Source organism: Lysobacter terrae (genome assembly GCF_054782215.1).
The window spans coordinates 529,982-549,708 of sequence record NZ_BAAGSX010000001.1 but is presented as its reverse complement, the minus strand read 5'-3'; the positions used below and the strand labels follow the sequence as shown (position 1 = coordinate 549,708).

General features: G+C 60.1%; 24 protein-coding genes, 1 tRNA gene and 1 pseudogene. 16 read left to right on the top strand and 10 right to left on the bottom strand.

The genetic code is table 11. The features are described from left to right. The first annotated feature begins 68 nt into the window (after positions 1–68). The 5 genes from ACYVJ8_RS02675 (at position 69) to purU (ending at position 5,700) form a co-directional block, all read left to right on the top strand. On the top strand, positions 69–530 hold the full coding sequence (locus tag ACYVJ8_RS02675; protein WP_460709345.1) for a MarR family winged helix-turn-helix transcriptional regulator: 462 nt from the start codon (positions 69–71) through the stop codon (positions 528–530). A 1-nt stretch (position 531) separates the two neighbouring features. After that, positions 532–2,013, top strand: a complete 1,482-nt coding sequence (locus ACYVJ8_RS02670) for an efflux transporter outer membrane subunit (RefSeq protein ID WP_460709344.1) — start codon at positions 532–534, stop codon at positions 2,011–2,013. After that, positions 2,010–3,194, top strand: a complete 1,185-nt coding sequence (locus ACYVJ8_RS02665; protein ID WP_460709343.1) for an efflux RND transporter periplasmic adaptor subunit — start codon at positions 2,010–2,012, stop codon at positions 3,192–3,194. The genes ACYVJ8_RS02670 and ACYVJ8_RS02665 overlap by 4 nt, the downstream gene beginning before the upstream one ends. Positions 3,195–3,209: 15 nt before the next feature. Next, positions 3,210–4,754 (top strand): DHA2 family efflux MFS transporter permease subunit, encoded by a 1,545-nt coding sequence (locus tag ACYVJ8_RS02660; RefSeq protein WP_460709342.1) that lies wholly within the window; start codon positions 3,210–3,212, stop codon positions 4,752–4,754. 97 nt (positions 4,755–4,851) lie between these two features. After that, positions 4,852–5,700, top strand: coding sequence for a formyltetrahydrofolate deformylase (purU, locus tag ACYVJ8_RS02655; protein WP_460709341.1), 849 nt, complete (start codon positions 4,852–4,854; stop codon positions 5,698–5,700). Here the strand turns inward: purU and radA are convergent. The 5 genes and pseudogenes from radA to ispH all read right to left on the bottom strand — a co-directional run. After that, a complete protein-coding gene (radA, locus tag ACYVJ8_RS02650; protein WP_460709340.1) occupies positions 5,697–7,088 on the bottom strand; it encodes a DNA repair protein RadA in 1,392 nt (463 codons plus the stop codon). The two genes, purU and radA, sit on opposite strands and share 4 nt — an antisense overlap. A 120-nt stretch (positions 7,089–7,208) precedes the next feature. After that, complete coding sequence (locus ACYVJ8_RS02645) at positions 7,209–7,493, bottom strand: hypothetical protein (protein ID WP_460709339.1); 285 nt, start codon at positions 7,491–7,493, stop codon at positions 7,209–7,211. Positions 7,494–7,550: 57 nt separating this feature from the next. Further along, positions 7,551–7,709, bottom strand: a complete 159-nt coding sequence (locus ACYVJ8_RS02640; RefSeq protein WP_460709338.1) for a hypothetical protein — start codon at positions 7,707–7,709, stop codon at positions 7,551–7,553. 209 nt (positions 7,710–7,918) lie between these two features. Then, positions 7,919–7,994: transfer RNA gene (locus ACYVJ8_RS02635), tRNA-Thr, on the bottom strand. 37 nt (positions 7,995–8,031) lie between these two features. After that, positions 8,032–8,136: pseudogene (gene ispH, locus ACYVJ8_RS02630) on the bottom strand (4-hydroxy-3-methylbut-2-enyl diphosphate reductase); the annotation flags it as partial. Between the two features lie 490 nt (positions 8,137–8,626). Between ispH and ACYVJ8_RS02625 the strand changes: the two are divergent. Beyond that, positions 8,627–11,050, top strand: a complete 2,424-nt coding sequence (locus tag ACYVJ8_RS02625) for a hypothetical protein (RefSeq protein WP_460709337.1) — start codon at positions 8,627–8,629, stop codon at positions 11,048–11,050. A gap of 78 nt (positions 11,051–11,128) precedes the next feature. Here ACYVJ8_RS02625 and ACYVJ8_RS02620 read toward each other — a convergent pair whose 3' ends face one another. From ACYVJ8_RS02620 to ACYVJ8_RS02610, 3 genes are all read right to left on the bottom strand, one after another. Next, entirely contained in the window at positions 11,129–11,371 is a 243-nt protein-coding gene (locus ACYVJ8_RS02620; RefSeq protein ID WP_460709336.1) for a hypothetical protein, read from the bottom strand. A gap of 146 nt (positions 11,372–11,517) precedes the next feature. Beyond that, complete coding sequence (locus ACYVJ8_RS02615) at positions 11,518–11,970, bottom strand: hypothetical protein (protein WP_460709335.1); 453 nt, start codon at positions 11,968–11,970, stop codon at positions 11,518–11,520. Positions 11,971–11,990: 20 nt separating this feature from the next. After that, the gene (locus ACYVJ8_RS02610; protein WP_460709334.1) at positions 11,991–12,425 is read right to left on the bottom strand and encodes a hypothetical protein; all 435 of its coding nucleotides are present in this window, start codon (positions 12,423–12,425) and stop codon (positions 11,991–11,993) included. A 169-nt stretch (positions 12,426–12,594) separates the two neighbouring features. Here ACYVJ8_RS02610 and ACYVJ8_RS02605 point away from each other — a divergent pair, with 169 nt between their 5' ends. The 3 genes from ACYVJ8_RS02605 to ACYVJ8_RS02595 all read left to right on the top strand — a co-directional run bounded on the left by ACYVJ8_RS02605 (position 12,595) and on the right by ACYVJ8_RS02595 (position 14,247). Continuing rightward, on the top strand, positions 12,595–12,945 hold the full coding sequence (locus ACYVJ8_RS02605) for a helix-turn-helix domain-containing protein (RefSeq protein WP_460709333.1): 351 nt from the start codon (positions 12,595–12,597) through the stop codon (positions 12,943–12,945). Between the two features lie 39 nt (positions 12,946–12,984). Next, on the top strand, positions 12,985–13,677 hold the full coding sequence (locus ACYVJ8_RS02600; protein ID WP_460709332.1) for a hypothetical protein: 693 nt from the start codon (positions 12,985–12,987) through the stop codon (positions 13,675–13,677). Positions 13,678–13,800: 123 nt separating this feature from the next. Continuing rightward, positions 13,801–14,247, top strand: a complete 447-nt coding sequence (locus ACYVJ8_RS02595) for a helix-turn-helix domain-containing protein (protein ID WP_460709331.1) — start codon at positions 13,801–13,803, stop codon at positions 14,245–14,247. 186 nt (positions 14,248–14,433) lie between these two features. On the opposite strand, the gene ACYVJ8_RS02590 is transcribed toward ACYVJ8_RS02595, so the two are convergent. Then, entirely contained in the window at positions 14,434–14,658 is a 225-nt protein-coding gene (locus tag ACYVJ8_RS02590; RefSeq protein ID WP_460709330.1) for a hypothetical protein, read from the bottom strand. A gap of 564 nt (positions 14,659–15,222) precedes the next feature. Between ACYVJ8_RS02590 and ACYVJ8_RS02585 the strand changes: the two genes are divergently transcribed. The 7 genes from ACYVJ8_RS02585 (at position 15,223) to ACYVJ8_RS02555 (ending at position 18,895) form a co-directional block, all read left to right on the top strand. Then, a complete protein-coding gene (locus ACYVJ8_RS02585; RefSeq protein ID WP_460709329.1) occupies positions 15,223–15,408 on the top strand; it encodes a YodC family protein in 186 nt (61 codons plus the stop codon). Further along, the gene (locus ACYVJ8_RS02580) at positions 15,408–15,674 is read left to right on the top strand and encodes a DUF6953 family protein (protein WP_460709328.1); all 267 of its coding nucleotides are present in this window, start codon (positions 15,408–15,410) and stop codon (positions 15,672–15,674) included. The genes ACYVJ8_RS02585 and ACYVJ8_RS02580 overlap by 1 nt, the downstream gene beginning before the upstream one ends. 518 nt (positions 15,675–16,192) lie before the next feature. Further along, positions 16,193–16,693, top strand: a complete 501-nt coding sequence (locus tag ACYVJ8_RS02575) for a hypothetical protein (RefSeq protein ID WP_460709327.1) — start codon at positions 16,193–16,195, stop codon at positions 16,691–16,693. A gap of 373 nt (positions 16,694–17,066) precedes the next feature. Beyond that, complete coding sequence (locus tag ACYVJ8_RS02570) at positions 17,067–17,492, top strand: hypothetical protein (protein ID WP_460709326.1); 426 nt, start codon at positions 17,067–17,069, stop codon at positions 17,490–17,492. Positions 17,493–17,568: 76 nt separating this feature from the next. Further along, a complete protein-coding gene (locus tag ACYVJ8_RS02565; protein WP_460709325.1) occupies positions 17,569–18,036 on the top strand; it encodes a hypothetical protein in 468 nt (155 codons plus the stop codon). 67 nt (positions 18,037–18,103) lie between these two features. Next, positions 18,104–18,502 (top strand): hypothetical protein, encoded by a 399-nt coding sequence (locus ACYVJ8_RS02560; RefSeq protein ID WP_460709324.1) that lies wholly within the window; start codon positions 18,104–18,106, stop codon positions 18,500–18,502. 75 nt (positions 18,503–18,577) lie between these two features. Then, positions 18,578–18,895 carry a hypothetical protein gene (locus ACYVJ8_RS02555; protein ID WP_460709323.1) on the top strand — a complete coding sequence of 106 codons (318 nt, stop codon included), beginning with the start codon at positions 18,578–18,580 and terminating at the stop codon, positions 18,893–18,895. Positions 18,896–19,117: 222 nt separating this feature from the next. Here ACYVJ8_RS02555 and ACYVJ8_RS02550 read toward each other — a convergent pair whose 3' ends face one another. Further along, positions 19,118–19,720, bottom strand: coding sequence for a hypothetical protein (locus ACYVJ8_RS02550; protein WP_460709322.1), 603 nt, complete (start codon positions 19,718–19,720; stop codon positions 19,118–19,120). Positions 19,721–19,727: the final 7 nt, after the last annotated feature.

The window sequence follows — 19,727 nt, the reverse complement described above, 5'->3', positions numbered from 1 at the left end:
AGACCGCCATATTGCACGAGCAATATTTGCATTGACAAATATTGCACTGGTGAGCATATTTGCACGCCATGAACACCCCCACCCCCTCCACGGCTGCCTGCAGCGGCTCGACCCTGGGTCTGCTGTTGCGGGAAATCCGCGCCGGCTTCTGGACCCAGATCGAAGCCGAACTGCTCGCCGCGGGGCATGACCTCAACTTCAGCCAATACATCACCCTGAAGCATCTGGCCGAAGGCACCGCCAGCGTCACCGACCTGGCCAACGTGGCCCAGTTGAATCCGGGCGCCATGACCCGCCTGCTCGACAAGCTCGAGCACCGCGGCATCGTCGCCCGCGTCGCCGACCCCACCGATCGCCGCGCACTGCGCATCCACCTGACCGAAGCCGGCACGGCGATCTGGAACGACGTCAATCATTGCGGCCAGCGCGTGCGCGAGCGCGCCATGTACGGGATGAGCGAAGCCGACCGCAACACCCTCACGCGCCTGCTCGCCCAGGTGCGGGACAACCTTTCGACTCCGGAACGCTGATATGCCTTTCGCTTCTCTTCGCCCACTGCATAAGCCATTGGCCGTCGCACTGTCGCTGCTGGTCGCCGCGTGCGCGAGCACGCATGGCCTGGAACCGCAGGGCAAGTTGCTGGACGCCGACACGCTGACGGCATCGCGCAGTCTCGCCGGCTCCACCGACGCCGGTTTCCCCCAGCAGGATTGGTGGACGGCCTTGGGTGACCCGCAACTGGATGCGCTGATCCAGGAAGCGCTGGCCGGTACGCCTTCGCTCGACGCTGCCGACGCGCGCGTCCGCCAGGCCGTTGCGCAGGCAGGCCTGGCCGAAGCCGCCGGCAAGCCCACCCTGGGCGCAACCGCTCAATATTCCGGTGTGCAGATTCCGGAAACGGTCGCTCCGCCGCCGATCGGCGGCGATTACATCGGCGTTACGTTGCTGGGTCTGCAGTTCAAATACAGCCCCGATATCTGGGGCGGTCATCGTGCGCGCACGCAGGCCGCGCTGGGCCAGGCACGCGCGGCCGAGGTGGAAGCGCAAGCCGCGCGGCTCACTCTGTCGTCGAATATCGCCCGCGCCTATGTCGCGCTCGCACAGGCGCACGAAGCCGCCGATATCGCCAAGGCCGACGGGCAGCGCGCTTCGCATCTGCTCGAACTCGGTCGCCAGCGCGTCAAGGCCGGCCTCGACAATCAATTGCAGATCCGCAATGCGGAAACGACGGTAGCAAGCGCGCAGCAGCAGGAGCAGGCCGCGCAGCAGCAGATCGATGCCGCGCGCAACGCGATCGCGGCGCTGCTGGGCAAAGGCCCGGACCGTGGTCTCGACATTGCCCGTCCCTCACTGCTGGGGGTACCGGTACCGCAGATCCCGGGCGTGGTCCCAAGCGAGCTGCTGGGGCATCGTCCCGACGTCGTCGCCGCGCGTTGGCGCGTGGAATCCGCGCGTCATGGCATCAAGGCGAGCAAGGCCGAGTTCTATCCGACCGTGAACCTCAGTGCGCTGGTCGGCGTCGCCGCCGGCAACCTCTCGGACCTGTTCTCCAGCGACGCATTGTTGGCACAGGGCGGACCGGCGATCAGCATGCCGATCTTCGACGGCGGCCGGCTGCGCAACAACCTCGCCAAGAGCGACGCCGAATACGACCTGGCCGTAGCCAATTACAACCAGAGCCTGATCGGCGCGCTGCGCGAAGTCGCCGATGCGCTGCAGGCTTCGCGTTCGCTCGATGCGCAACTGGTTTCCGCGCAACGTGCGCACGACGCCGCGCAGTCGGCGTGGGAGCTGGCCACCGCGCGCTACAAGGCCGGGCTCGGCACGCAACTCGACGTGCTCAGTGCGCAGCGGCCACTGCTGCAGATCGACCAGCAGATCGCGGCCTTGCGCGCGCAACGCGTGAGTGCCGCCATCGACCTGGATCGCGCGCTCGGCGGCGGCCTCGCATTCGCCGCTCCTTCCTCCGACACCCAAGACACCAACGACCTCTCCAAGGCCTCCACGCCATGACCACCGAAATCAATCCCAATGCCGCCACCGCGGCGCAGCCGCCGAAGAGCAAGCGCAAGCGGGCACTGATCATCCTGGCAACCTTGGTCGTCATCGGCGCGATTGCCTGGATCCTGTGGCACCTGCTGGTCGGGCGCTGGCACGAGAGCACTGACGATGCGTACGTGCAAGGCAACGTCGTCGCGATCACGCCGCAGACCGCCGGCACGGTGGTGAGCATCGGCGCGGACGACGGCATGAAGGTCGATGCCGGCCAGGTGCTGGTGCAGCTCGACCCTAACGATGCCCGCGTCGCCTATGAGCAAGCCGTCGCCAACCTCGCCAACACCGTGCGCCAGGTGCGCGGCCTCTACAGCGCCGTGGAAGCTGGCCAGGCCGACATCTCCGCGCGTCGCGTCGCCGTGGAAAAGGCCAGCGCCGATGTGAAACGTCGCGAAGGCCTGGTCGCCAGCGGCGCCGTCTCCGCCGAAGAACTCGCCCACGCCCGCGACGAACTCGCCGCCGCGCAGGCAGCGCTGTCGTCCGCGAACGAAAACCTGTCGCGCAACCGCGCGCTCGTCGACGCCACCACCGTCATCGACCAGCCGCAGGTGAAGGCCGCCGCCGCGCAGCTGCGCCAGGCCTACCTCAACAACCAGCGCACCGCGATCGTCGCGCCGGTGTCCGGCTACGTCGCCAAGCGCAGCGTGCAGCTGGGCCAGCGCGTGCAGCCCGGCACCACGCTGATGACGGTGATTCCGCTCGAACAGGCGTGGGTCGAAGCCAACTTCAAGGAAACCCAGCTGGCGAAGATGCGCATCGGCCAGCCGGTGCAGCTGCACGCGGACCTCTACGGCGACGACGTCGAATTCGACGGCAAGCTGAGCAGCCTGGGTCTGGGCACCGGCAGCGCCTTCGCGCTGTTGCCGGCGCAGAACGCCAGTGGCAACTGGATCAAGATCGTGCAGCGCGTGCCGGTGCGGATTGAGCTGGATCGCAAGCAGTTGGCGGAACACCCGCTGCGCATCGGCCTGAGCATGCACGCCGACGTGTCGCTGCGCGACCAGAGCGGCGTCGTGCTCGCCGCGGCACCGCAGAACAAGGCGTTGTTGACCACCGATGCCTATGCGAAGCAGCTGGCGGATGCCGATGCACTGATTCAGAAGATCGTCCGCGAGAACCTGTCGCGCGGCCGCGGCTGATCGCGAGCACCCTGCATGTCATCCCCCAATCCCAGCAACGGCTTCCGCCCGCCGAACATCGCGCTGACGACGCTCGGCCTGGCGCTCGCGTCGTTCATGCAGGTGCTGGACCTGACGATCGCGAACGTGTCGCTGCCGACCATCTCCGGCAATCTCGGCGGCAGCGCCAATCAGGCGACCTGGGTCATCACGTCCTTCGCCGTCAGCAACGCGATCGCGCTGCCGCTGACCGGCTGGCTCACCCGTCACTTCGGCGAACGCCGTTTGTTCGTCTGGGCGACCTTCCTGTTCGTCATCGCATCCCTGCTGTGCGGCTTGGCCAACAGCATGGGCCTGTTGGTCGCGGCGCGTGCGCTGCAGGGCTTCGTCGCCGGCCCGATGTATCCGATCACGCAGGCGCTGCTGATCTCGATCTATCCACCACACAAACGCGGCCAGGCGATCGCGTTGCTGGCGATGGTGACCGTGGTCGCGCCGATCGCGGGACCGATCCTCGGCGGCTGGATCACCGACAACTACAGTTGGGAGTGGATCTTCTTCATCAACGTGCCCATCGGCCTGTTCGCCAGCACCGTGGTAGGCGCGCAGCTACGCGGCCGCCCCGAGCGGCTGGAGAAGCCGAAGATGGATTATGTCGGCCTGATCACCCTGGTGATCGGTGTGGGCGCGCTGCAGGTGCTGCTCGACCTGGGCAACGACGAGGACTGGTTCCGCTCGCAGCTGATCGTGTGGCTGGCGATCATTTCGGTGATTTCGCTGGCGGTCTTCGTGATCTGGGAGATGACCGACAAGGACCCGATCGTCAATCTGCGCCTGTTCCGCCATCGCAACTTCAGCGCAGGCACGGCGGCGATGGTGGTCGCCTACGCGGCGTTCTTCAGCGTCGGCATCCTGGTGCCCTTGTGGCTGCAGCGCAATCTGGGCTTTACCGCGATATGGGCGGGTTTCGCGACCGCACCGATCGGCATCCTGCCGGTGATACTCACGCCGTTCGTGGGCCGCTACGCGCACAAGTTCGACTTGCGCATGCTGGCGACCCTCGCGTTCATCGCGATGTCGGCGACTAGCTTCATGCGCTCCGGATTCAACCTGGACGTGGATTTCCGCCACATCGCGCTGGTGCAGTTGTTCCAGGGCTTCGGCGTCGCGCTGTTCTTCATGCCGGTGCTGCAGATCCTGCTGTCGGACCTGCAGCCGCACGAGATCGCCGCGGGCTCGGGCCTGGCCACCTTCATGCGTACGCTCGGCGGCAGTTTCGCCGCATCGCTGACCACCTACGCCTGGACCGAGCGCGGCGCGGTGCATCACGCACATCTGACCGAGAAGCTCGCGGCGACCGATCCCGGCGTGATCGACACGGTCACGCAATTGGGCCGCGGCGATTTGCAGCGCGGAGCGTTCGTGCTCGAGCGGATGATTTCGAACCAGGCCGCGCAGATCGGCTTCAATGAGATCTTCCACCTGCTCGGCATCGTGTTCCTGATCGTGATCGCCTTCGTCTGGGTGGCGAAGCCGCCGTTCGTCGCGAAGGCCGGTCCCGAAGCCGCGGGCGGGCACTAACCGCGAATGTGCCGGCCCGGGCACCCTCGGGCCGGCCCTCGGGGCGCGTCGCGCGCTATCGCGCTATAAGGGGCTCTGGCCTGCCGGGACCGCCCCGATGCCCCACTACGTCGTCACCTTGTCGTGCCCGGATCGCCCAGGGATCGTCAACGCCGTGACGGGCCGGCTGCTACACCACGGCGGCAACATCCTCGACTCGCAGCAGTACAACGATCTGGCGACGGATCGCTTCTTCATGCGCACGGTGTTCGCGGCCGACGCATCGCTGGACGAACTGCAAGGCAGCTTCGGCGAGCTAACGCACGGATTCGCGATGGATTGGTCCTTGCGCGACCGCGCACAACCACGCCGGGTGATGCTGCTCGCCTCGCGCTTCGACCATTGCCTGGCGGACCTGCTCTACCGCTGGCGCATCGGCGAGCTGCCGATGCAGATCACCGCCGTCGCCTCGAATCATCCACGCGAGAGCTTCCGGCACATCGGCTTCGATGGGCTCGACTTCCATCACCTGCCCGTCGTCAAGGAACGCAAGCACGAGCAGGAAGCGGCGCTGTGGTCATTGATCGAAAGCACGCAAACCGAAATGGTGGTGCTGGCGCGCTACATGCAGGTGCTGTCCGATGCGATGGCGGCGAAGCTGGCGGGACGCTGCATCAATATCCATCACTCGTTCCTGCCCGGCTTCAAGGGCGCGCGCCCCTATCACCAGGCGCACGAGCGCGGGGTCAAACTGATCGGCGCCACCGCGCATTTCGTCACCGCGGATCTGGACGAAGGCCCGATCATCGAACAGGACACGCAGCGCGTCGGTCACCACGACACGCCCGAGGACATGATCCGCATCGGCCGCGACATCGAGCGCCGCGTACTCGCGCAGGCACTGCGCTACTGGCTGGACGACCGCATCCTGCTCAACGGCCACCGCACCGTGGTGTTCGCGCTTTAGACGCCGGCGTCTAGCGCATCGGCCAGGCGCTCCACGGCGATCACTTCCATCTCGCCGACGCGGCCGCCGCGCGGCGCATTCGCCTTGGGCACGATGGCGCGCTTGAAACCGTGCGTGGCCGCTTCCTTCAAACGTTCCTCGCCGTTGGGCACCGGGCGGATTTCGCCGGAGAGACCGACCTCGCCGAAGGCAATGGTCTGCTCCGGCAGCGGACGATCGCGCAGCGACGACAGCACGGCCATGAGTACCGGCAGGTCGACGGCGGTTTCCTGCACGCGGATGCCACCGACCACATTGACGAACACGTCCTGATCGCCGACGGCGATGCCGCCATGACGATGCAGCACGGCCAGCAGCATCGCCATGCGATTGCCTTCCATGCCGACGGCGACGCGGCGGGGATTCGACAGCGGCGATGCATCCACCAGCGCCTGCACTTCCACCAGCAGCGGCCGCGTGCCCTCGCGCGTGACCATCACGCAGCTGCCGGGTTGCGGCGCGCTGTTGCCGGACAGGAAGATCGCGGAAGGATTGGGCACTTCGCGCAGGCCCTTATCGCCCATCGCGAAGACGCCGAGCTCGTTGACTGCGCCGAAGCGGTTCTTGAATGCACGCAGCACGCGGAAGCGGCTGCCGCTCTCGCCTTCGAAATACAGCACAGCGTCGACCATGTGTTCGAGCACGCGCGGACCGGCGATGCCGCCTTCCTTGGTCACATGGCCGACCAGGAACACCGCCGTTCCGGTTTCCTTGGCGAAGCGCACCAGCCGCGCCGCCGATTCGCGCACCTGGCTCACCGAACCCGGCGCGGCGCTCAGCGATTCGGTCCACAGCGTCTGCACCGAGTCGGCGACGATCAGCTGCGGACGCATCGCGGCGGCGTGTTCGAGGATGCGCTCCACGCAGGTCTCGGCGAGCGCGTGCACGCCGTCCAGCGGCAGTCCCAGCCGCGCGCCGCGACCAGCCACCTGCGCGAGCGACTCTTCGCCAGTGACGTACAGCCCGGGCATGCTCGGCGCCAGTTTGGTCACCGCCTGCAGCAGCAATGTGGACTTGCCGATGCCCGGATCGCCACCGACCAGGACCACGGAACCGTGCACCAGCCCACCGCCGAGCACGCGGTCGAGCTCGCCGATGCCGGTGGAAGCGCGGCTGTCCTCGTGATGGCGAACGTCCTTCAAGGCCGTGACCTTGGGCGTATCGGCGGCACCGGCCCAACTGCTGCGGCGCGACGCGGCCACACCCTTTGCGGCCGATGCGGATTCGAGCACGACTTCGCTCAGCGTGTTCCAAGCGCCGCACTCGCCGCACTGGCCCTGCCACTTGCTGAATTCGGCGCCGCAGTCGTTGCAGACATAGGCGGTCTTGCGGGTGGCGGTCTTGGCCATGTGCGCGAATGCTGCGGAGATGCTCGGCACTGTACCGGGCGCCAGTCTCCGAAGGCGAGACGGAAGTTGCAGCCGAGTCGGCGCGGGCCTGGGTCGTACCAGGACCGATGAGGCTTCAGATCACGCCAACGGCGGTTCGGCCGCCGCCAGGAGCCAGCCGACCGCGACGCCGGTCAGACCGCCCACTACGGTGCCGTCGACAAAAGGCGCCCCATGGAAGTACGAAATCGCCGCACCAATGCCTGAACCAGCGAACGTGAACCAGGCAAGACGTCGCTTCCGCGCCCGCAACGCCGCTGTTTGACTCGGGTCCAGCTCGGTCTGCTCGGGCGCGTGGAGATGCGGCTCCAGAATGGCATGCGCCAACGAGTCCGCCTTTGCCTTGTCGAATTCTGTCTTTCCCATACGAACGACGAATCCCTTTACTGCGCTAGCCGTGCTTTTGCACGCCGCGAACAGCCGCTAGAGGCACGCAATGAACCCGCTGACGCAATCGGGCCGCGCGGTGGCGAGGACAAGAACGACGGCGCCGGTGACGAGGATGGTGCGGTTGTTGGTTCGATAACCGGCGATCAGGCCGATTACGCCAGTGAGCGCAAGAGTTAGTTCAACCCATTTCATCGGAGCACCTGCACCTCACGGCACGCTCGGCCTGCTTCCAACCACCCCCGGAATGCCGATCATGGGCATCCCGGGGTCCGTTCCTACTTGTGTCATGAGGCGCCAATCGAGACGGGAAGAAAATTGGGAAAAATCTGAGGATCGCCCTGGGGCATGCGGCGCGTGGGAGTTCCCGATCGGAAAACAAAAAGCCCGCGCGAGGCGGGCTTTGGTGCCGGAAACAGGAGTCGAACCTGCGACCTACGCATTACGAATGCGCCGCTCTACCAACTGAGCTATTCCGGCGAAGGGGCGCAATTGTAGGCGCCGGGCCGCGGCAGGGTCAATCGACCAGCTGCAGCCGCAGTTCCTTGGGCAGGGCGAAGACCATGTTTTCGGGCTCGCCGTCGAGTTCGGAGACGTGCTCGGCGCCCAGTTCGCGCAGGCGGTCGGGGTACCGGTAAGTGCGGCCTAAGCCGGGATGGGCTGGGTCGGGTCTCACCGGGGCGGGAGGATGCGGATGTTCCTTATCTAACGCGTCGAAACCGGACCGGGGAGCGGCGCATGTTCGATGCGCTGTTGGACGCAGGACTGAACCATGTGGAACAAGGACTTAGCCATGCCCCGTGCAGCCCGTAAGTACCTCGTAAGCCGGATGCGCCGATCTGTCGAATTTCTGACTGATGACTACCCTGCCCCAACCTGGCTGGCTAGCACATGCCTGCACGGCCTTACGCACCCGACGATCACCGGCCTACAGCCGGCGCATCATGCATTGGCGTCCCCAATGGACCACCAAAGTCATGGCTAACCCACCCACCGGTTAAGAAAGCGCGCCACGACTGTATTGACCGGAACAATACCCCCGGATAGCTTCTTGTCATAGCCTGTTAATACAAGCTTGCGCTGCAAACAAGAACATTCCGGAGGGATGACCTGTGTCAGTAGATGCTGCAAAGGAGCTAGCGGAGACTGCAAACACGGCAGACTTGAATGAGGCCGACACACGGTTCCAAATTCTAGACAAGCTTTTGATCGAAGTTCTGGGGTGGCCGCGCTCAGCATTTGACCTCGAGCGCTCCTCGGCAGATGGTTTTTCCGATTACGTGCTCAAAAAGCCCAATGGAGTTGCAGCGCTGATAATTGAAGCAAAGCGCACCGGAAACTATTTTCAACTCCCAGAGAACTTCAATGCAGGAAAGAAGCTACGGCAAGTAAAAGTAAAGTCGCTGCTTTCGGGAAGCCTGAAAGACGCGCTGTTACAAGCCCAGCGATACGCTGCGGAACTTGGGTGTGAGTTCGCGGCCGTAAGCAACGGCGTCCAGTTTGTTTACTTCAAGGTCTTCGAACGCGGGCGAGCCTGGAAGGACCTCGGAGCGATCGTAATTTCAGACATTTCCTGGTTTGAAATCAACTACCCCGACGCCGTCACAATGTTCGGGTATTCCTCCGTTGTCGAACGAGCGAGCCTTACAGCCGCTTTTAGAGGAAGCAGTCCGGACGGACGGGAAGTCTTCTACCCCAAGGAAAAGATTAACGCGTTTTCCCAGATTCTGAATCACAACATCCTTGCCGCAACTTTGCGCCCGCTAGCGAAGAAGTACTTCGGTCCAATTGTGGAACAGGATCCAGATTTCATCGAGGCTTGCTACGTCAACCAGCGCGCTTACGATCTCAGCTTGCGGGGCGTTCGCACCTTGATTAAGGACGCGGTAACTCCATTTTTTGAGTCCTATGGCGTCAGTGAGATCGAGGACAGTGATCGCGGCAGCGCGATCCATCGCAAAATCCAGAAGAACACGGTCAGCAAGGCTGGCAGCGACGTAGTGGTCCTTTTCGGAGGCAAGGGATCTGGTAAATCCACATTTCTCTGGAGAGTGCTTCATCACAAGCCACCACAGTTCATCAAGAAGCATGTCGCTGTAGCAACCGTAAACATGCTGCAAGTCGAAAAAGACGAAGCATCTATCAAGGAGGCCATCTGGCGAGGAATTGCCGAGCGCCTCGACACCGCGAACATCCTCTCGGGCGACAGGGATCAACTTACCCAGCTTTTCCAGGACCGCTGGGAGGTTGCCGCAAAGCAGGAGCTATTCGGCCTCGATTCCGACAGCACAGCGTATAACCAAGCCGCAAACGCACTACTAGCGGCATGGAAGATAGATCTTCGTTATGTCGCGCGCAGGCTGGCCCTGTGGCATCAGCGCATGCATCGCGGAATCGTCGTTGTTCTCGACAACACGGACCAACTCGAAAACCAACTACAGGATTACGCCTTCACCGTTGCACAATCTGTTAGTGCGGAGCTTGGCTGCCTAGTACTCATCGCAATGCGAGAGGAACGCTTCTATGCATCAAAGATACGCGGCCTTTTGGATGCATATCAAAACAGCGCCTTTCATATAAGCTCGCCATCTTCCACGGAAGTATTCATTCGTCGACTGGAATACCTCCTTCGGGAACTTCGGACGGGGGAAATTGATATAGAGGAGTCACGAAAGGAACAGCTGCTTCTCTTTCTCCAGGCTTTCCTTAATGACTTCCGCAGAATCCCTGATTCACCATTGAACAAGTTCATCTCAGCTTGCGCTCATGGAAACATCAGACTGGCCTTGGATTTATTTGTCGAGCTACTACTCTCGGGTTACACAAACGCCAAGGAGATGACGGAACTCGGCGTCGTTTGGACGATCCAGATTCATCAGGTTGTTCGACCATTGATGTCACCAACCCGACTCTTCTATGACGAAAAACTAAGCAAGGTCCTAAACATATATCAGGTGAGATCGGGCACTACTAGCTCGCACTTCACAGGATTGAGAATACTCCGGCTTCTATCTGACGGGCAGGACCCAACGATACCTGGCTTCGTTGCCTTCGGTGAATTAAAAAATCAGTTTATGAGCCGGTACGGCAATGAAGATGACTTCAAAGCATGGATGGATGTCCTGCTATCGTCGAACGTCGTAGAGGCATCGACTCGACAGGACTTCTACACCGACCAAATCGATTCGCTGCGAATCACTGCATTCGGACAATTCATATCTAACGAGTTACTGGCGTTCTTCACTTACATCGAGCTTGCTGCAACAGACTGTGGAATACGCGACGAAGCAACGTGTAACGGGCTCGTATTGCTTACTAATCAAGAAGTTCAATTAATGAGCGAAAGAAAGAAGTACGAGCGGGTGCAGCGCAGGCTAGAGAAGGCAGAGCTCTTTCTTAACTATCTTGGCACGGAAGAAGAGAGAGAACTGGAGTACTTCGGAACGCCGGACGAACCACGGTTTATACCCAACGTCCGCGCGGCATTCCTCAAAGAAAAGGAACAAGTACTAAGGAGCGCGAGAAAGAATCGCTAGCCTCTGCTGCGCATAGATTGGGCCAGACTTGGAAGGCGTCCACGCAGCAATCGCTCGCGTGCTTTGAACACGACTTGTTTATTGAAGCCCAGTTTCCCGACCACGGGCTTCTATGTACTGGATTAGACCGTCCAGTTCGTCTCGCAACCTACGCATGCCGTCGAGGGCGAATGCCATGGCGGGCAAATTGTCGGGCTGCATGGTATCGGGGTCCACGGTACCAAGCGGGACCGCCCTGAAATGGAAGATCGCAGCGTCGTGGCTGTCGAGGACTTCGATCTTCCAGGAAAAGACCGGGTGGACTTTGTCGTCGTGCGGCATGGGTCGAGCCTCGGCAGGAGGCTTCATCGTACCCAGGTCCAAAGCGCCTGACAGCCTGAGGCTTACGCCGCTTCTGCCGAACGTTTCGTCGCCTTAGCCTGCCAGGAGTCGGTAGATCGCCCAGGCAAACGCTATGTAAGAAGGACCTACTGCCCTCTTTCTGCGGCTTCCGCAGCTTCACGCAGCGCCCGGTAGGAGTACGTGTGTCCGGCGTCGACAGGATCTTCGGCCGACACCTCGGCTTCTTCATCAGGCTCAACATCGTCCACAGCCACCGCAGGCAACGCACTACGACAGTGCCGACAGATCACAGCTTCCACCCGAACGGGTTCCGCACAAAACGGACACTGCCGATAGTCCTCATCATCACTGAGGTCGTCGTCATTGGCACTGCGCTGTAAGGTGCCAAATCCCATTAGTAGGACACCGGCGATAAGCACCCCACCCGACAGCATCAAATGCGTACGGCGATGCTCCATCAGGCTCAGGTTTTGCACCCTGCCCGGCCATCCCGCTCCATGTGGCAACGGAACACTCGTATCAACGTTCAGGGCATACAGCAGCCATGCTGCCCCGATGCCCAGCAGCAACCATCCCATTCCGCGCATGGTCGTAGCCCTCAGAACGCGGTCGGGGTGACTTGGTAGATGCCTTCGCCGACGATCGACAAGCGCACCTTGGTCTGATTGTTAGGGTCGATCAGCAGCGATGTTTCCCGACGATGGGTAGCCGGGTCCGCTAGGGTGCAAAGGCCCTTGCCTGCAGGGCCGACACCGACGATGCGATTGCCCACGGGCACGAACAAGGTCGTGGTTTCGCCAGCTCGCACTTGGGCAACCAGTTGCCCGTCGACATAGAACGCGGCAGGACAACCTCGTCCCTGCATACCTTCATCCCGCACCACGACCAGTGTTCCGCTGGGCGCTGAGCTGGGCGACTGGAACGCGAACACGCGATCCGGTGGTACTGGAACCGCGTTATCGGACGACACGGGATGCGTCGAGCACCCTGCCAACACCACAGCGACAACGATCAGCCATACAAGACGAGTCATGCTTTCCCCTTTAGTCCCAGACCTTTGAAATCAATGGGTTAGCCAAGCCACCAAGTTCCCCTTGTGGCGGGCGACCCCGTGTGCAACGCTATCTACAGTAAATGTAGAGTCTACGCGTACTGAGGAACAAGGGCGAAGATGGGACAGGTTCAGTTCCCGTTGACTCCGCTTGGCCCAGCTCGCCGTAGCAATCTTTGCGAAGCGCTTGAAGGAAGCCCGTGCAATGCGGGACGTTTCCCAGCGCGCGCTCGGAGCCCTGCTCGGCATGACGAAGAAAACTGGCAGCGTTCGGATCAATCGCTACGAACAGCAGGCGTCGAAGGCTGATATGGAAACGGCCGCAGCCATGGCTAAGGCCCTGGACGTACCGCTTGCGTACCTTTTCGCCGAGTCCGATGACCTAGCGGAAATGATCTTGGCGTTTTCGAAACTGGCAAAGTCCGAACGAACAAGTCTGCTGACCGAAGCCCGACAGCGCGCGAGCACGAAATCTAACAAGCCCGGCAAAGCCAAGAGCTGACAACTCGCCGTTCTGCCCTACTGCCTCCAGGACCAGACATTGAGCAAGGGGATTGATCCTGCTTACAACCTCGTCGGAGAGATTTTCGACGGAGGCCTGCGCACTGCAAGGCTATTCGACAAGGCAACTGGAGGCTGCCGCCTCGACCAAGCCTGCGAGTACCTTCTGACAGCAGGAATTTTCGAGCGGCTTGCCCAACGTCACAAAGGTGCCGTTCTCCTTGAGGTGCCGGTGAGGTCAGCTAACAAAGAAGCCAGTGCTGTACCTCGTGGAAGACCATCCAAGAAGGGAAGAACGAATGGTCGGTATGATCTGGTTCACTATTGGGCGAACGGCAAGCCGCGCGCCGTAATTGAGGTGAAGTCCCCCATTCGGAATGCCGTTCGTGGATCGTTCGACGGCGATTTGGCAAGAATATCGAGGACACTGACAGCCTCCGCTCAGTCCTCTTATCAGTTCGGCGCGCTTGTGTTCTTTGCCACGAAGGACTATTCGTCGAAGTGCTCCGAAATGCGGGAAAAGCGGCGTGACGCCAAGGAACGCTTGAACGAACTGATGTCCAGCGTATCAGTCATATCAAAGGATCATGTGGGCAGCAGCCTTTTTCGGCGCGTGTACAAGAGCAAGGTTCAGTACTCTAGGGACGCAGACGAAGGCGCATGGCAGCTTGGCATGGTGCTGTTAGCTGCTAAGAGCAGGCAAGCTACATTTCCGCATGACCTGATGGACTAGGCGTCAAACATCTCGTCGCGTCTTTCACACTAGCCAGTACAAAGCCAGGCAACTGTAGTACTTCATACAGGAGTGTCGGCAATCCCATGTACTATCCGGGCCATCCCCCAGCCCGGACAAACAATGACCAGTATCGCCAGCGTACTTAAAGCCGAGATCACCCGACTTGCTCGGAAAGAAGTTCGCGCCCTAGTCGAACCACTGCGCAAAGCCAACACGAAGCAGCGGCACGAAATTGCGGGTTTACGGCGTCAGGTCGCCGAGCAGCAACGCGCGATTACCACGCTCAAACGCAGCAGTGGCAAGGCTCCGACAGCGTCCAACGACGCCGAAACCACTACCACCGCCCGCTTCAGTGCAAAGGGACTCAAGTCATTGCGGGCAAGGCTGGAGTTGTCTGCTGCGGACCTGGGACGTCTGATTGGCACATCTGGACAGTCCGTGTACCACTGGGAGTCGGGCAAGACGATCCCGCGTGCGAGTCAAAAGGCGGCAATTGCGGGCATCCGCTCATTGGGCAAACGTGCTGCACGCGATCGTTTGGATGGGTTGTCTGCAATGGGGAAGTAGCGCCCTTCGGTCTTTCGGTATTTCATCGAAAAACATGCGGTTCGCATTAGGTTTCCATGCGCCTCAGGTTGAAGGCCTGCCTTGCTGCGGCAATCTCGTTGTCCCAAACCCCTATGTGGAGCGCCTTGGCTGTGCTTCGCATGGGGTTCAGACGGCCTTTTCGCGACAGGAGACCTCTAGCCGCGTCTAGGTATCGTCACCTTTGCGGCTCATGCGCTCTGCATGGCTAGCATTCCATTCGGCACGCACGCGTGATTCGATGTCTGCCCACGTTGTAACAGTGCGCCCCCAGTCTTCCCGAGCACGTTGCGCGAATGGTTTTACTTGTGACCAGTCATCGCCTTCAAAAAGTTCACGGAGTGCAGTGACGAAACTACCCACCTTAGGCGAGGTGTTGTCCGGAAAGTTCATGGTGGCCGTCCGCAAGGAGCTGCACGGAGGCCCAAGTCAACGGCGCTATATGATCGCCGTAGTGCAGGGTGGTAATACGCCCTCGCCCCGTAGAGCCAAGTGAACGCCTTACCCGGGTTAACGAGATGGGGCGCGCTTCGCAGACCGCTGTCGATTTCTTGGCTCGCAGCCTGCCTTGACGGCACCCCGAGGCTGGCTGAACATCCGGCGCATAACCCCGCTTTGGGGGTCTACTAAGCGTTAGAACTCTTGGAGGCGCTCTATGGCAAGGCGATCCGATCTAGAACCCCGGATTATCCAGGAGTGGCTTAGACAGCAACCTGCTGGTCGACGCACCGAGGACGAGATCCTCGGCTTCTTTGGCCGGTTACAGCAACACAATCCTGACTTGCTCGCGTTTCGCTCATCCGGCGACAAATATCAGACGCTCAAGACAATTTTGCGCAACCATATCGAGCGCTGATACTCCGTCGGCCAAGAGTTCTAACAATTAATTCAAGCCGAAGCCGCTTCGCGGCTCGGCTTAATTCAGGCGTCAGCCCTCACCCAACCAAGGAGGAGTTCGTGGCAACACAAGTCAAGTTCGCTATTGGCGACATCGTCAAGCTCAAGTCTGGTGGCCCGGAGATGACTGTCCAAACTCAGCCCGACCCTCCAAGCCAGTATTACAACTGTCAGTGGTTTGCTGGCAAAAAGCTGGAATCTGGGCGCTTTCCGTCTGATTCACTAGAACTGGTAAAGGGCGGGTGATGGCGCCCGGAGAGGTCGCTAGCTGGATGCTCAGGGAGCTGGAAGCCCACAGCTGCATCTACCAAGACGATGTCGTCGACTACTTGGTAAAAGGTAAGGCCGAGGATTTGCTTCGAGAGAACAGCGACGGAAACCTAGTCGTTGGCCGCGCGGTACTGGAGGCGTTCAAGGCTATTACCGAGACAACAGTCGTTTGGGTAAAACCCGAGAGGTACTGGCGCTTTCGTGTCGCCGAGGACGAACCCGGCAGAGAAGCAAGGGGTTAGTTGGTGTCTCGGCAGAGGGCTAACAAGTCATTCAAGTCGAAGCCGCTTCGCGGCTCGGCTTAATTCAGGCATCGGCCGCAATGTTAGATAACCCGTACTCAAGCCCCAAAGCCCTCCCGCCGGAGGCGCCTCTCCCTAAAGCGCCCCGCACTCGCTTCGGGCGCCTTTATGCAATAGCAGCAATGCTATTTGCCGTAGGCGTCTTCTGGGCGCGTCATGCAGCAACCGCAGCCGCTGAGGAGGCTGTGCGGGAGTACGGCCGCAACGTCGACTCAGGAGTCTTGCTTTCCATCATCGCAAGGTGGTATTTCGCGCCAGCGGCGATAATTTTTGCCATCGCATCGATAGCGATGTTCCGCGCTTGGCGCTTTCGTCCAGCGTTCCACTTTGTGGCTTGGGCATGGGCCGCCCTACCGTTTCTGCTCGCACTCGCATCACTACTGGATCGGGCGGTTTCGGTTTGACAATTCATCCAAACCAAAGTGAGCCTCGGCAGGCTCAATAGGCGCTAGGTTCCAATGACAGATCAGCAATCCGACAACGAAAAGATCGTGATACTGGTCGGGGCTATTGTTCTCGTCAGTCAAGATGCCGAGCGCTACCTGAAACTGGCACTTCCATTCTTAAAATCCAACGACCCGCGTCTTGGCGCCGCACTTAAACGTGCCGAAAAGCTTAAAAAGCGAACCCTCGGTGACCTCACCGGCAAGTTCGTCGACGCATCGACCTCGGACTCTCTCGATTTTGCGCAGCACATGGCATATCTGGTTGACGCCCGCAACCAGGTGGTCCATCACTTCAATGAGACTTACGGCGCGAAAATCAACGCCGGCGCGCACCAAGACGTCTTGGAATCGCTTAGGACGTTGCTGAGCAATCTCAAGACCTATCGCGCCCTTCTGGAGCAGATTGTTCTTACAGTTCTTGAGGGACTGCGAGACATCACGTTCCGTGATACGCCGGAGTATTCTCAAATATCGGAGCTTTGTGATTCGTTCCGGTCACAGGTTGCAAGCTAACGATACCTTCGAGCCGAAGCCGCTTCCCTGCCTTTCCGAAGGCGTCCGGTATGAAGCACCGTGCACATCGCACCAACGCAGCCAATCACGCCCTAAGCGCGTCCTGTCGTTCAGTCTCGCGCACATAGCTGATTGCGCTCGGACGTGGTCAGGGGTCGATTGGTGCCGTTTGGCGCTGACCAAATAGCTTCATACCTGTCGGGGCGCTCATAGAGATTGGCGACAACTCGTGACTGGAACAGCCCGTGGCTATCCCACATGCCTAGCAGACAGGCAAGTCGATTTTCCTGCCCCTCGCCTTGACGGCGCCCTGAGGCTGGCTGAACATCCGGCGCATACCCCGTTTTTGGGGTCTACTAAGCGTTAGGCCTACTTGGAGATTTCGGTGATTCGGACTTTAGCCATCCTCGCATCGCTGCTGCTCGGGGGATGCACCTCACTGCCGCATGGCGCCGTGGAGTGGCGCGGGCACACGGGCGGTAGGATCAAAGTTCAAGTCGCCTCGTTCTCGGCAGCACTCCCCGCCCAAGGTTGGCTAGTCGAGTCGGAACGAGATCAGGCAACAGGTTTTGTTAGCTTTACCAAATGGGGCTCTGGCAGCTTCCGTTACAAAAAGCAGGCCTACTTCCAGGTGAGAGATGAGTGGGAGCCCGAGGTTGTCTATATCGGACGCTTCGAGACCAAAGATGGCTTCAACGAGTTCTGTGCCGTCAATCCGGAGCACGGTGGATACCAGAAAGGCGACACAATTGTCATTACCAACTCATATGACTATTGCGCTCGGCTTACCCGTGGGTAGGCCCAACAATTCATTCAAGCCGAAGCCGCTTCGCGGCTCGGCTTAATTCAGGCGTTATGCCTCATGGACGCACTCTGTGACTCTTGGAATCGATAACGGCAAGGACCTGCTAGAGGCGCTGACGTTTCTAGTCGCCATTCTTGGCGGACTGGCAGGGGCCGTTCTCTTCCTCGTAAAGCATCGCAAGGCGGCCATAGCTCAAGCCAGAACCGAGCTTGTCCGCGCCTGGACCAATGAGGGCGATGTCTCTTCCAAAGATCGGGCGTTTATCGACCTTCGGTTGAGCAACATGGACGGCGACATCATTGGCACCATCCAAGCATCAGAGCAGCAACTAGAGGTGCATACCAATGTTGGTTGGCGGGCCACTACGCTAACCATCTCAGAGTATCGTGGCCGCAGTGGACTGTTTCATATCGCCACGGCCAGAGTGAGAGTTACAGGCAACAGCAACCGCTTAGAGTGGCGCTTGGTTGGCATCAAGTACCCGGATTTTCTGCCCGTATCCACAACCCTGTGGTCAGATCCCCGCAGTGAGCCCTAACAATTCATTCAAGCCGAAGCCGCTTCGCGGCTCGGCATAATTCAGGCGTTCGGCCCCGGATCAGCACATGCCACGTCCCATTGCGCTACTTTTCGTTCTGGCGCTTCTGCTCTGGTCGCAAGCCATCGCCCAGAATGGCCCTGAGATACCCGATGGATATCTGGTCAAACCGATCCCTGTCACTTGGGTTCCACCGGCCACGCCATCGTCCAGGCTTGCGTTGGAGGATGTTTTGCCTCCTGCACGCCCGCCCTTAGATATTCCTAGTTTCGTCGGTCAGTTCGGCGCACCGCAACGCTACATAGTTCCAAAGCGAAAGCTGCTGCGTGGCTATTCTGGGCAGCTCATCTACGCCTTACCATCCGGCCATACCGTCGTGTTGCATGTCGGGCAGCCGCCTCAGCAAAGTATTGGAGCAATCGCCGTTCGGGATAAAAACGGCCAAGAGATTAGGCTCATCAAGTAGTCGCGTCGGGGCCTAACAATTCATTCAAGCCGAAGCAGCTTCGCGGCTCGGCTTAATTCAGGCGTTGGGCCCCTCATGAGAATCTTTGCCCTGTTGGTACTTCTGCTGATCGCCACGCCAGCGATGGCGCAAGATTTACAGGTGCGAGTTCACCCCTCAACAGTTAAAGAAACAGATTTCTGTTCCAACTGCACGCCGGGCAATGTCCATACATCGTACTGGACAATCTACAAGGCAAAGGTCAACCGCGTCATAAAGGGTCGTCTCGACAAAAAAGTGATCCGCTTTGCATTCGCTCAACATGCCCAATACACGCCGGAAGCCCTGAATAACTTGGTTGTTTATCTGAGGCCAGCTTCTCCATGGCTTCAAACGCAATTCCAGGTTGATTAGGAGGCCTCTGATGTTGCTTTCCGTTAGGCGCCTAACAATTCAAGCCGACGTTGCTTCGCGGCTATCCGAAAAGCGCGCTGTATAAAGTGTTTTCGCACATCGAACCAACCGCAGCCAAACGCGCTCTAAGCGCTTCCTGCTATTCAGCCTCACGCACATAGTTGATATCGCGCGGACGCTGCCAGGGGTTCGTTGGTGCCGTTTGACGCTGCCCCACTAGCTTCACAACTGCCGCGGACATGCGTACAAGTTTGCGACCACCTGGCTAGACTGAAACAGTCCGAACCCGCTGTTGGACTGGTTGAGCACCATGAAGCTATTGGCACCGCCTTCGACCGCAACGTCGCGGATTTCGTCCAGGCACTCCGCAATGTTGCCATGAGCCTCGCAGACATATTGCCGAAGCTGCCTACATTGCGCGGACTGCCCTTCCGATATAACCAACACCTTTTCTGGCAGCAGCAGCGGACGACCCGCCTCATTTGCCTCGGAAAGCACTTCTATCGCTTCCCGTGCATGGCGCACTACTGAGCGCACCTTGCTGGTTGTAGCCTCCTGCAGCAACGGCAGATAGGTCTTGTCGCCAGAAGATCCCAGCGCCAATAGGTGCCAGTCCACTTCATCGACACGCGGATCACCCTTCTCCAGGGACTGCAGTTGTGCGCGCACGAGCGTTGCGATTGCTCCATAGACCGCTTTATTGGCGATCCCGGAGCCATATACGTCTTCGGAAAACTGCCGGCGCACGTCGGACGACGGCGAGGACAAAGCGTCGGACTGCGATTGTGCGTTGGCTACGCCACTGGTGGCCAGTAGCAGCCACATTAGACCC

What these genes read in the sequence shown, in the direction of transcription:
- ACYVJ8_RS02675 (WP_460709345.1), top strand. Translation starts at nt 69, where the DNA reads ATGAACACCCCCACCCCCTCCACGGCTGCCTGCAGCGGCTCGACCCTG.
- ACYVJ8_RS02670 (WP_460709344.1), top strand. Translation starts at nt 532, where the DNA reads ATGCCTTTCGCTTCTCTTCGCCCACTGCATAAGCCATTGGCCGTCGCA.
- ACYVJ8_RS02665 (WP_460709343.1), top strand. Translation starts at nt 2,010, where the DNA reads ATGACCACCGAAATCAATCCCAATGCCGCCACCGCGGCGCAGCCGCCG.
- ACYVJ8_RS02660 (WP_460709342.1), top strand. Translation starts at nt 3,210, where the DNA reads ATGTCATCCCCCAATCCCAGCAACGGCTTCCGCCCGCCGAACATCGCG.
- purU (WP_460709341.1), top strand. Translation starts at nt 4,852, where the DNA reads ATGCCCCACTACGTCGTCACCTTGTCGTGCCCGGATCGCCCAGGGATC.
- radA (WP_460709340.1), bottom strand. Translation starts at nt 7,088, where the DNA reads ATGGCCAAGACCGCCACCCGCAAGACCGCCTATGTCTGCAACGACTGC.
- ACYVJ8_RS02645 (WP_460709339.1), bottom strand. Translation starts at nt 7,493, where the DNA reads ATGGGAAAGACAGAATTCGACAAGGCAAAGGCGGACTCGTTGGCGCAT.
- ACYVJ8_RS02640 (WP_460709338.1), bottom strand. Translation starts at nt 7,709, where the DNA reads ATGAAATGGGTTGAACTAACTCTTGCGCTCACTGGCGTAATCGGCCTG.
- ACYVJ8_RS02620 (WP_460709336.1), bottom strand. Translation starts at nt 11,371, where the DNA reads ATGCCGCACGACGACAAAGTCCACCCGGTCTTTTCCTGGAAGATCGAA.
- ACYVJ8_RS02615 (WP_460709335.1), bottom strand. Translation starts at nt 11,970, where the DNA reads ATGGGATGGTTGCTGCTGGGCATCGGGGCAGCATGGCTGCTGTATGCC.
- ACYVJ8_RS02610 (WP_460709334.1), bottom strand. Translation starts at nt 12,425, where the DNA reads ATGACTCGTCTTGTATGGCTGATCGTTGTCGCTGTGGTGTTGGCAGGG.
- ACYVJ8_RS02595 (WP_460709331.1), top strand. Translation starts at nt 13,801, where the DNA reads ATGACCAGTATCGCCAGCGTACTTAAAGCCGAGATCACCCGACTTGCT.
- ACYVJ8_RS02590 (WP_460709330.1), bottom strand. Translation starts at nt 14,658, where the DNA reads ATGAACTTTCCGGACAACACCTCGCCTAAGGTGGGTAGTTTCGTCACT.
- ACYVJ8_RS02580 (WP_460709328.1), top strand. Translation starts at nt 15,408, where the DNA reads ATGGCGCCCGGAGAGGTCGCTAGCTGGATGCTCAGGGAGCTGGAAGCC.
- ACYVJ8_RS02575 (WP_460709327.1), top strand. Translation starts at nt 16,193, where the DNA reads ATGACAGATCAGCAATCCGACAACGAAAAGATCGTGATACTGGTCGGG.
- ACYVJ8_RS02560 (WP_460709324.1), top strand. Translation starts at nt 18,104, where the DNA reads ATGCCACGTCCCATTGCGCTACTTTTCGTTCTGGCGCTTCTGCTCTGG.
- ACYVJ8_RS02555 (WP_460709323.1), top strand. Translation starts at nt 18,578, where the DNA reads ATGAGAATCTTTGCCCTGTTGGTACTTCTGCTGATCGCCACGCCAGCG.
- ACYVJ8_RS02550 (WP_460709322.1), bottom strand. Translation starts at nt 19,720, where the DNA reads ATGTGGCTGCTACTGGCCACCAGTGGCGTAGCCAACGCACAATCGCAG.